The sequence below is a fragment of the Glaesserella parasuis genome (genome assembly GCF_002015085.1).
Lineage (GTDB): Bacteria > Pseudomonadota > Gammaproteobacteria > Enterobacterales > Pasteurellaceae > Glaesserella > Glaesserella parasuis.
This window is the reverse complement of sequence record NZ_MUXW01000007.1, coordinates 29,939-40,302: the sequence shown is the minus strand read 5'-3', so window position 1 is coordinate 40,302 and position 10,364 is coordinate 29,939. Positions and strand designations below refer to the sequence as shown.

At 39.0% G+C, this 10,364-nt stretch carries 9 protein-coding genes and 1 pseudogene; 5 read left to right on the top strand and 5 right to left on the bottom strand.

Annotation, left to right across the window (positions count from 1 at the left end):
• On the top strand, positions 1-571 hold a 571-nt coding region (locus B0183_RS03995), incomplete at its 5' end, for a YadA family autotransporter adhesin (RefSeq protein WP_207552012.1).
• Positions 572-626: 55 nt separating this feature from the next.
• Here the strand turns inward: B0183_RS03995 and apbC are convergent.
• The 3 genes and pseudogenes from apbC to B0183_RS03980 all read right to left on the bottom strand — a co-directional run bounded on the left by apbC (position 627) and on the right by B0183_RS03980 (position 3,922).
• Positions 627-1,724, bottom strand: coding sequence for an iron-sulfur cluster carrier protein ApbC (apbC, locus tag B0183_RS03990; RefSeq protein ID WP_016527847.1), 1,098 nt, complete (start codon positions 1,722-1,724; stop codon positions 627-629).
• Entirely contained in the window at positions 1,725-3,266 is a 1,542-nt protein-coding gene (locus B0183_RS03985) for a peptide ABC transporter substrate-binding protein (protein WP_078208354.1), read from the bottom strand.
• Between the two features lies 1 nt (position 3,267).
• Positions 3,268-3,922: pseudogene (locus B0183_RS03980) on the bottom strand (YchE family NAAT transporter).
• A 277-nt stretch (positions 3,923-4,199) separates the two neighbouring features.
• Here B0183_RS03980 and metN point away from each other — a divergent pair.
• From metN to metQ, 4 genes are all read left to right on the top strand, one after another.
• The gene (gene metN / locus B0183_RS03975) at positions 4,200-5,234 is read left to right on the top strand and encodes a methionine ABC transporter ATP-binding protein MetN (protein ID WP_035494092.1); all 1,035 of its coding nucleotides are present in this window, start codon (positions 4,200-4,202) and stop codon (positions 5,232-5,234) included.
• Positions 5,224-5,901, top strand: a complete 678-nt coding sequence (locus tag B0183_RS03970; RefSeq protein WP_021118957.1) for a methionine ABC transporter permease — start codon at positions 5,224-5,226, stop codon at positions 5,899-5,901. The genes metN and B0183_RS03970 overlap by 11 nt, the downstream gene beginning before the upstream one ends.
• A gap of 32 nt (positions 5,902-5,933) precedes the next feature.
• Entirely contained in the window at positions 5,934-6,773 is an 840-nt protein-coding gene (locus B0183_RS03965; protein WP_078208353.1) for a MetQ/NlpA family lipoprotein, read from the top strand.
• Between the two features lie 71 nt (positions 6,774-6,844).
• Entirely contained in the window at positions 6,845-7,636 is a 792-nt protein-coding gene (gene metQ, locus B0183_RS03960) for a methionine ABC transporter substrate-binding lipoprotein MetQ (RefSeq protein ID WP_035525261.1), read from the top strand.
• A gap of 180 nt (positions 7,637-7,816) precedes the next feature.
• Here the strand turns inward: metQ and mglC are convergent, their stop codons facing one another.
• On the bottom strand, positions 7,817-8,827 hold the full coding sequence (mglC, locus tag B0183_RS03955) for a galactose/methyl galactoside ABC transporter permease MglC (protein ID WP_005712877.1): 1,011 nt from the start codon (positions 8,825-8,827) through the stop codon (positions 7,817-7,819).
• Positions 8,828-8,843: 16 nt separating this feature from the next.
• Positions 8,844-10,364 (bottom strand): galactose/methyl galactoside ABC transporter ATP-binding protein MglA, encoded by a 1,521-nt coding sequence (gene mglA, locus B0183_RS03950; protein ID WP_012621732.1) that lies wholly within the window; start codon positions 10,362-10,364, stop codon positions 8,844-8,846.

Here is a 10,364-nt window from a genome sequence, read left to right as displayed (position 1 = left end):
GAAAAACACAACCAGCAACTCGGTATTCTTGGGAACAAACTCAGGCTATGTGGCAGCAGGTGCAACCACTGCGGGAGCGGGTGCTTTAGAAAGCCAAGTAATAGGTGGTGTGTATAACGCTTACGCAGGTGGCAAAGCTACTGAAGTGAAAGGCGTGGTGAGCGTGGGTAATGTAAACAGCGATGGTACAATGGAAACTCGCCGTATTCAAAACGTTGCACCAGGTTTAATCTCTGAGCAAAGTACCGATGCGATTAATGGTAGCCAGTTGTATAGCTTAATATCTCAGCACAAGGTGCATATGGGCGATATTCACAATAAGATCAACCGTAATAATAAAGCTCTGCGTGCGGGCATTGCAGGTTCTAACGCCGCAGCAGGTTTACCACAGGTTTATCTCCCAGGTAAGTCAATGATTGCAGCATCAGCGGGGACTTTCAAAGGTCAATCTGCATTGGCTGTGGGTTACTCAAGAGCATCAGATAACGGCAAGCTGATCCTTAAATTACAAGGTAATGCAAATACTAGTGGTGAAATGGGCGGCTCTGTGGGGGTAGGTTATCAGTGGTAGATATGATAGGAGCTTATAACAAATTTTGTTATAAGCTCCTATTTTGATATCACGATTACTTCACTTCACGAATCATAATTTCTGATGGGATTACACTACCTTGCCAATATAACTCAGTCGAAACTTTTAAGGCTAAATCGAGGTAGGCTTGGCTGATTTCGTGGTTAGGATCTGCTACCACCGTTGGCGTACCTTTATCTAAATCTTCACGTAAACGAATATGTAATGGCATTTGTCCTAACACTTGCGTTTGGTATTTTTCTGCCACTTTATTTGCACCACCTGTGCCGAAAATGGTTTCGTGGTGTCCGCAATTTGCACAAATATGAACGCTCATATTTTCAATGATACCTAACACTGGCACCGATACTCTTTGGAACATTGCGATCCCTTTGATCGCATCAAGCAAGGCAATATCTTGTGGCGTAGTTACAACCACTGCCCCTGTTACTGGAATTTGTTGTGAAAGGGTAAGTTGGATATCGCCTGTACCTGGGGGCATATCAATGACCAAATAGTCTAAATCAGGCCACCACGTTTCTTGGAGTAACTGACTTAATGCACTGCTTGCCATTGGTCCACGCCAAATAGTTGCGTTATCAGGATCCATTAAATAGCCGATAGAATTAGAGTATAAGCCGTGTGCTTCAATCGGGGTAATATGTTTATTGTCTGGCGATACAGGGCGTTGGTTTGCTGCGCCTAACATATGTGGAATTGAAGGGCCATAAATATCCGCATCTAAAATACCCACCCTTGCCCCTTGTGCTTTAAGTGCCAAAGCAAGATTGACCGATGTGGTAGATTTACCTACGCCACCTTTACCCGATGTGACCGCAATAATGTTTTTCACGCCATTTACTGCAGGGTGACTATTGGCACGTTTTAAGGTGGCAATTTGGTAATTTAAAACCCATTTCACACCGCTTGCACCACTGACTTCTTTCAGTTTTGCTTCCGTTGTTGCCTTTAATTGTTCAAATCCGCTGTTCCACGCAAAAGGTAGCGTAAATTCAAGACGTAAAATCCCACCGCCTAATTCGGCTTTTTTTAACGCATTTAATGCGATTAAATCTTTTTGCAAGGTTGAATGTTGAAAACCTTGTAAAACGCTTTTAATGCCAGCTAATTGCTGTTCGGTAAGTTGGTTCATTTACTTATCCTTATGGTATTGTCGAGTTAAATCTTTGCTATAAATAGTTTCACTTGCATTTTGTTCATCAAAGCCTTGAATTGTTGGAGCAATGCTCATTCGGCGTTGATATTGAAAAAGCGGTAAGATTGCGACATCTTCTTCCAATTGATGTGCTATTGTAGCAATTATTCTTTGCCTTTTAGCTGTATCTAAAGGCTGTTCTTGTAATTGTAACAACAGTTCATCTACTTTAGCGTTGCTATAACTACTTTTATTATCAGGGCTTTGGCTATGAAATTGCGTTAAAAAGAGTACAGGATCAGGATAATCCGCACACCAGCCTGAACGAATTAGTTGGAAATCTTTGTGCTCTCGTTTTGCAAGTAATTCTTCCCAGCTAACCGCTTGTAATTGTACTCTAAATAGTTCAGATTGCCCTAATGCTCTTACTATTCTTTCAGCAATTTGTGAATGTTGCCCTTGTCTATCATAACTCAAGGTTAATTTTAGCGGATTGCCGGAATGGATCCCTTGTTCATTTAATAACTGCTCTACATTGGTATGAGAAAGCGAATGTCCCATTTCACTAAATAGTTGTTTCGGTATCATTAAATGTGAAGGTATGCCATTGCCTTTGCTGATTTCTATCGGGGAAATCATTGCTCGCACTGCTTGACGTATTGGCTTCTGAGCAAATAACGGATCATTGAAGTTAAATTCATAAAAGTAATTACACAAGCGAGCAAAGTGTTTTTCGTGTTGATGATAGTTTTCCAACGGATTTTCAATAATATCGAAACGGCTTGGATTTTGTACTGAGGTAATTAAATGATATTGCACTACTTGGAAAGGCGTATTTTTATCCCTTGCTTTCAGTTGCAACAGATTTTTTTCAAGATGCTCAACGCGATAACTGCCGTTACTAACGAGATCCGTTGAATTTGGTTTCTGACCTAGATAGGTTGGCAACAATGCAGAATGAGCCAGCATTTTAGGCAGTTGATAATTCGCTTTTTCCAGCTGAACTTGTAAAGTGTAAGGGTTTAACGCCTTAACTCCCAAAGCATCAGGGGGTAATTCACCAGCCAAGACAGCTCGGCTATTAACAATCCCCATATAGACTAAATAATGTGCTAGTGGTGAGGCATTTTTAGGGTCACACAACCGTTGCCAGCTTGCAACAAAATCTGCGGAAGTCACCGCTTGATCATTCGACCATTTCGCATTTTCATCTAAAATAAACAGCCAGTTTTTACCATCTTCACTAAACCACTCTTTTGCCACAGCATTTTGGATTTGCCCTTTAGGATCAAACGCCATCAAGCCTAAAAATAGATCTCGAACAACCCCAGCCTCAGCAGATATTCTGACAAAATGAGGGTCTAATTGTAGCTCGGTTGCGTAAATTGCACGGCTTAAAACATTGGTTGGTTCTGTATTAGGCAAAGGTCTAACGGAACCGTTATTCTCTTCTGGATCGCAGGCAACAAACCCCACGATACAAGCGGTCACAAAAAGCCCTTTTTTGATAAATTGCACAATGCGTTGAATAGATGCCATTTTAATGAATTGCCGTTAATCCAGGAAATAGGTTGCTTAATCCAGCAACAATAATTTCAATACCTAATGCCATTAGAATTAAGCCCATAATACGAGTAACGACATTCGAGCCAGTTTTACCAAGGCGTTTCACCAAAGGGGCTGAGAAGCGGAATAAAATATAACAGATACCTGCAAATAAGATGATTGCCACGCTAAATCCAACCAGGTCTACCCAAGTATGATAACGTGTTCCCCAAACGATGGTCGAACCTATCGCTCCAGGTCCAGCCATAATCGGCATTGCTAAAGGCACAACCCCGATATTTTCATATTCAGACAGGTCAGCATTTTTTTCTTCCTTATTCTGCTTATGTTCGCCCAATTTACCGCTAATCATCGTCATCGCAATACTCACAATCAAAATCCCCCCCAGCGACGCGGAAAGAATTCAGGGAAATACTGAAAGCATCTAAAATCACTTTTCCAAAAAATAGACTGACAAGCAAAATAACCCCAACAGAAACGGAGGTGATCAAATTAGTACGATTGCGATCAGCTTCATACTGATGAGCAGTCATACTAAAAAAGATCGGTAAAGTTCCGAATGGGTTTACGATAGCGAATAAACCGATAAAAAACTGAAGGTAAATCGCAAAATTAATAATGATATCCACGGGCTTCTAAATAAGGACTAAAAAATTCGGACTATTATAATCAGGAATGTTGGAAAAGGCTTGTAAAAATTTAATTTTCTTATCGAGGATAATCAATAGACGAAGTTGTAGAAATTTGATGTGAATCTATTTCAGTAGTTCCATAAGGCATTTAGGAAAGCTATCTATCATAATATTCCATTTTTGAATAAAAAATTTCATTTTTGAATTGACATAGCAATCTAGACGTCTAAAATAGCCTAGATTTTAATTTTTGATAAAGTGTGGATTGATAACTATGATTCAGCTGAAAAATGTCAGCAAGCAGTTTGAGGTGAAAGGGAAGAAAATTACTGCCCTTGATAATGTTAGCCTTGAAGTGCCAAAAGGTACAATTTATGGTGTTATCGGTGCTTCGGGGGCGGGTAAAAGTACGCTCATTCGTTGCGTAAATTTATTAGAACGTCCAACTATCGGGCAAGTGATTGTTGATGGTAAAGATTTAACGACGCTTTCTGAGAAAGAGTTAAACCTTGCTCGTCGTAAGATCAGTATGATCTTCCAACATTTTAATTTGCTCTCTTCTCGTACTGTGTTTGAGAATGTGGCGTTATCGTTAGAGTTAAACCATACGCCGAAAGAGCAAATTCAGCAAAAAGTCAGTGAGTTGCTAGAGTTAGTTGGTTTGGCGGATAAACACGATGCTTATCCGAGCAATCTTTCAGGTGGTCAAAAACAGCGTGTAGCAATTGCTCGTGCATTGGCAAATGATCCGCAGGTATTGCTGTGTGATGAAGCAACCAGTGCGTTAGATCCTGCAACAACGCAGTCGATCTTACAATTGCTGAAAGATATTAATAAACGTTTAGGCTTGACGATCTTGTTGATTACGCACGAGATGGAAGTCGTTAAACGTATTTGTGATCGTGTCGCAGTGATTGAGAAAGGGCATTTAGTAGAAAGCGGTTCGGTTAGTGAGATTTTTTCCAATCCAAAAACAGAATTGGCACAACGTTTTATTCAATCTACTTTCCATATTGAATTACCGCAGGAATATATGGAACAGCTTTCTCAAACACAAACGCCAACCAGTAAGCCGATCATTAAATTTGAATTTACAGGGCGTTCTGTTGATGCACCATTACTTTCTCACGCATCGAAGAAATTTGGAATCGACTTTAGTATTTTGATGTCGCAGATTGATTATGCGGGTGGTGTGAAGTTTGGTTTTGTGATTGCTGAAGTAGAAGGTAATCACGATGCGATTGCAGAAGCAAGATTTTATTTGATTGATAATAATGTCAAAGTTGAGGTATTAGGTTATGTGGAATGATTTTATCAATGAACTCACACCAAAAATGTGGGAATTGGTGGCGTTGTCCACATTAGAAACGCTCTATATGGGGTTTGCTGCAACAGCTTTGGCGGTTGTTGTTGGTATGCCGATTGGCTTCATTGCTTTTTTAACAGGCAAGGGAGAAATTTTAGAGCATAAAGGTTTACATCAAGTGCTTGATGTGATTATCAATATTGGGCGTTCAGTTCCCTTTATTATTCTACTTGTGGTGTTATTGCCTTTTACGCGTTTACTGGTTGGTACAACACTAGGAACGACGGCGGCGATTGTGCCATTAAGTGTTTCTGCTATTCCGTTTTTTGCACGTTTAGCCTCAAATGCACTCTTAGAAATTCCAAGTGGTTTGACGGAAGCGGCAAAATCAATGGGGGCAACAAATTGGCAAGTGGTTTCTAAATTCTATTTGCCTGAATCTTTGCCGATTTTAATCAATGGCATTACGCTAACGTTGGTCGCTTTAATTGGCTATTCAGCAATGGCTGGTGCTGTTGGTGGTGGTGGCTTGGGGAACTTAGCTATCAGTTACGGCGAACATCGTAATATGGTCTATGTAAAATGGATCGCAACTGTTATTATCGTGGCGATTGTGATGATTAGCCAAAAAATAGGCGATAATCTCGCAAAACGTTACGATCATCGTTAATTTGCAAACATAACTTTTAAGAGGACTTTCCTATGAACTTTAAAAAATTATTAGGTTTAGCCGTGGTTTCTGCTTTAGCATTAACTGGCTGTAAAGAAGAGAAAAAAGCAGAAGCACCAGCGGTAGCACCTGCTCCAGCAGCACAAGCACAAAAAATTAAAGTGGGTGTAATGTCTGGTCCTGAGCATACTGTTGCTGAAAAAGCAGCTCAAATTGCAAAAGAAAAATATGGTTTAGAAGTTGAATTTGTGTTGTTCAATGACTATGCGTTACCAAATACAGCGGTAAGCAAAGGTGATTTAGATGCAAATGCTTTCCAACATAAACCTTATTTAGATAAAGATTCTGCATCAAAAGGTTTAGATAACTTAGTGATCGTGGGTAATACTTTTGTATATCCATTAGCTGGTTACTCTAAAAAAATCAAAAATGTCGCTGAGTTACAAGATGGTGCAGTGATTGCTGTACCAAATGACCCAAGTAACCTTGCTCGTGCATTAATTTTATTAGAAAAACAAGGTTTAATTAAGTTAAAAGATAATACCAACTTATTCTCTACTTCATTAGACATCGTTGAAAATCCAAAAAACTTAAAAATTCAGGAAGTTGATACTTCTGTTGCTGCAAAAGCATTGGATGATGTAGATTTAGCGGTTGTAAATAACACTTATGCAGGTCAAGTTGGTTTAAATGCGACAGAACACGGTGTTTTCGTTGAAAATAAAGAATCACCTTATGTGAACATTATCGTGGCTCGTAAAGATAACCAAGTAAGTGAAGCAGTACAAAACTTCGTGAAAGCATACCAAACTGAAGAAGTGTTCCAAGAAGCTCAAAAACACTTCAAAGATGGCGTGGTAAAAGGCTGGTAATTTAACTCAACAAAAGAGAGTGATTTAGTCTAGGTACTAGTCACTCTTTTTTATTATTGAGAGGATATAATATGAATTTCAAACACTTGCTAGGATTAACCTTTGTTTCTATCTTGGTTTTAACAGGGTGTAATGAGAAAAAAGAAGTATTAAAAGTTGGTGTAATTTCAGGACCTGAGCATGAAGTCATGGAAGTGGCAGCTAAAGTTGCCAAAGAGAAGTATAACCGTGATTTAGAGTTAGTGATTTTCACCGATTACGCAACACCAAACGAAGCCTTAAATAAAGGCGATTTAGATATCAATGCGTTCCAGCACAAGCCGTATTTAGACAAACAAATCGCAGATAAAGGCTACAAATTAATACCAGTAGGTAATACATTCGTTTATCCGATTGCAGCCTATTCTAAAAAAATTAAGTCAGTTAATGAACTTAAAGAAGGCGATAAAATTGCGGTACCAAACGATCCAACAAATTTAGGTCGAGCACTAATTCTACTTGAGAAACAAGGGTTAATTAAGTTAAAAGACAATACTAACTTACTTTCAACTCGTGTCGATATTGTGGAAAACCCGAAAAATTTAGAGATTCAAGAAGTTGAAGCGCCATTGCTTCCTCGTACCCTCGATGATGTAGCATTTTCTATCATTAATACAACTTATGCGGGTCAAGTTGGTTTGACGCCAACCAAAGATGGCATTTTTGTAGAAGATAAAAATTCACCTTATGTGAATTTAATAGTTTCTCGTGAAGATAACAAAGATAAGGAAATTGTCAAAGATTTTATTAAAGCCTATCAATCTGAAGAAGTGTTCAATAAAGCGAACGAAGTGTTCAAAGGTGCGATGGTAAAAGGCTGGTAATATTTGCTATAAAAATATAGATATTATTTGGCAGCGAATTGTTGTGAAATGTGTTTGGCATATAGACAAAAGAGTTGGTTTTAATTATTTTTCTAATTATTACCAACTCTTTTTATTCATTTTTAAAAAAGAGCTTAAAGCCTTGTATTATAAAAGATTTTAAGCCCTATCTATGTATGACTATTTTTTCTTCGCATATTTGAGCGAGTCAATTGCAACTGCAAAGATGATGATACTACCTTTGATGATGTACTGCCAGTATGGGTTTACACCAATATAGGTTAAGCCGTAGTTGATAACGGTGAAGATTAGTACTCCTGTTACCACGCCGATTACTGTACCTACACCTCCAGCGAAAGATACACCACCTACTACGCAAGCCGCAATCGCATCTAACTCGTACATAAAGCCTAAGTTGTTAGTTGCACTACCGATACGGCCAGCTTCTAACATACCACCGAATGCATAGAAAACACCAGCGATCATATAGATAACCACTAAGTTACGAGCAACGTTTACACCAGATACTTTTGCAGCTTCTGGGTTACCACCGATAGCGAAGATATTTTTACCAAAGCGAGTTTTATTCCACATAATCCAAACAAGGATTGAGGCAATCGCCGCATAGATGGTAATGTAAGACAATCTAAAGCTACCGATTTGGAAGAAGCCTTGTGCAAAGGTTGAGAAACTTTCGTCAAAGCCTGCGATTGGTGATGAACCTACAGCATCATAGTAGAGTGAGTTGATACCATAGACGATGATCATTGTTCCCATTGTCGCGATAAACGGCGTTACGTTGAGATAGGCGATAACTAAACCATTGACTAAACCGATGACAGCACCGATAGCACATACAGTTAAAATAACCACTGGAATTGGAATTTCGCCTAGATTTGGGAACACTCGGTTCATATTATCCATTGCTTGTAGCATTGTTGCAGCAACCACAGCGGCTAAACCAACTTGGCGACCTGCGGATAAGTCAGTACCTTGTGATACAAGCAAACCAGCAACCCCAAGTGCAATGATTAAACGCACTGAAGATTGGGTTAAGATGTTACTAAAGTTGCGTAAACTTAAGAAACTTGGATCTTGTGCGATAATGATCACTAATAACACAAGCAATACAAAATAAATCGCATTTTGTTTAAGAAAATCTAAAGATTTAGTTTGAGTAAGTGTGGACATAATTCACTTCCTTCTTTTATAAATATTTCGCAGAAAGCTGTAAAATCTCTTCTTGAGATGTTTTAGCTGTTTCTACGATCCCTGCAACTCTACCATTGCTCATCACTAAAATTCGGTCTGTCACCCCTAATAATTCAGGCATTTCTGATGAGATCATAATAATGCCTTTATCTTTTTGGGCCAGTTGCATAATGAGCTGATAAATCTCATATTTTGCGCCGATGTCGATACCACGAGTAGGTTCATCAAGCATAAGAATTTCAGGTTGAGTTAATAGCCAACGTCCGATAACTACTTTTTGTTGGTTACCACCTGACAACGATCCGATATTTGTTTTATGAGATGGTGTTTTCACATTCATGGAATCGATCACCCATTGGGTATCGCTCTTCATTTTAGCACTGCTGAGTAATCCAAACGAACCTAAGTAGGATTTCATATTAGAAATCAATGAGTTAAATTCAATGCTTAAGTTCGCATAGATCCCTGTTGAACGGCGTTCTTCCGTCACCAGTGCAAAGCCGTTGTTGATGGCTTCTAAAGCGGTGTGATTTGCCATTTCTTTTCCGTGTAATTTCACTGAGCCTTCTTTTCGCTCACGCACGCCGAAAATGGTTTCGACAATATCCGTACGTTTTGCCCCAACTAAGCCAGCAATCCCTAAGATTTCCCCTTTGCGTAATTCAAAGCTGACATCTTGGATAGACGGTTGATTTTTGGCAGTCAGGTGTTGTACTTCTAAAATCACTTCTTTTGGTGTATTGGTTTTTGGTGGGAAGCGTTGAGTTAATTCACGTCCTACCATCATTGATACAATGCCGTCCATTGTCGTTTCTTTTACTGGGACAGTATTGATCCATTTACCATCACGCAAGATCGTAATTTCATCACAAATTTTGAAAATTTCGTCCATTTTGTGAGAAATATAGATAATGCCACAGCCACGATTTTTTAGTTTTTCAATAATTTTGAACAGATGTTCCACTTCTTTTTCTGAAAGTGAAGACGTTGGTTCGTCCATAATCACAATTTTAGCGTTATAAGAGAACGCCTTGGCAATTTCGATCATCTGCATTTGTGATACAGAGAGATTTGCCACTTTTTCTTTTGGATCAATATCAATATCAAGTTCATCAAAAATCGCTTTGGTGTCTCGATACATTTTTGCGTGATCCACAAACATACCTTTCAATGGGTAGCGACCAAGCCAAAGATTGTCCATTACGTTACGCTGACGGACAAGGTTTAATTCTTGGTGAACCATTGAAATTCCATTCTCTAAGGCTTCTTTAGAGGTTTTAAAATTAACAGGTTTGCCTAGAAATAGAATATCGCCTTCATCTTTGGCATAGATACCAAATAAACATTTAAGTAACGTTGATTTACCCGCCCCATTTTCACCCATTAAAGCGTGAACCGAATGAGAACGAACAGTCAAGTTTGCGTTATCTAATGCTTTTACACCAGGAAAGGATTTACTGACATTGGTCATTTGGAGAAGCACTTGGCTCTCTTGATGTTGTGTGTTTTCTGTCAT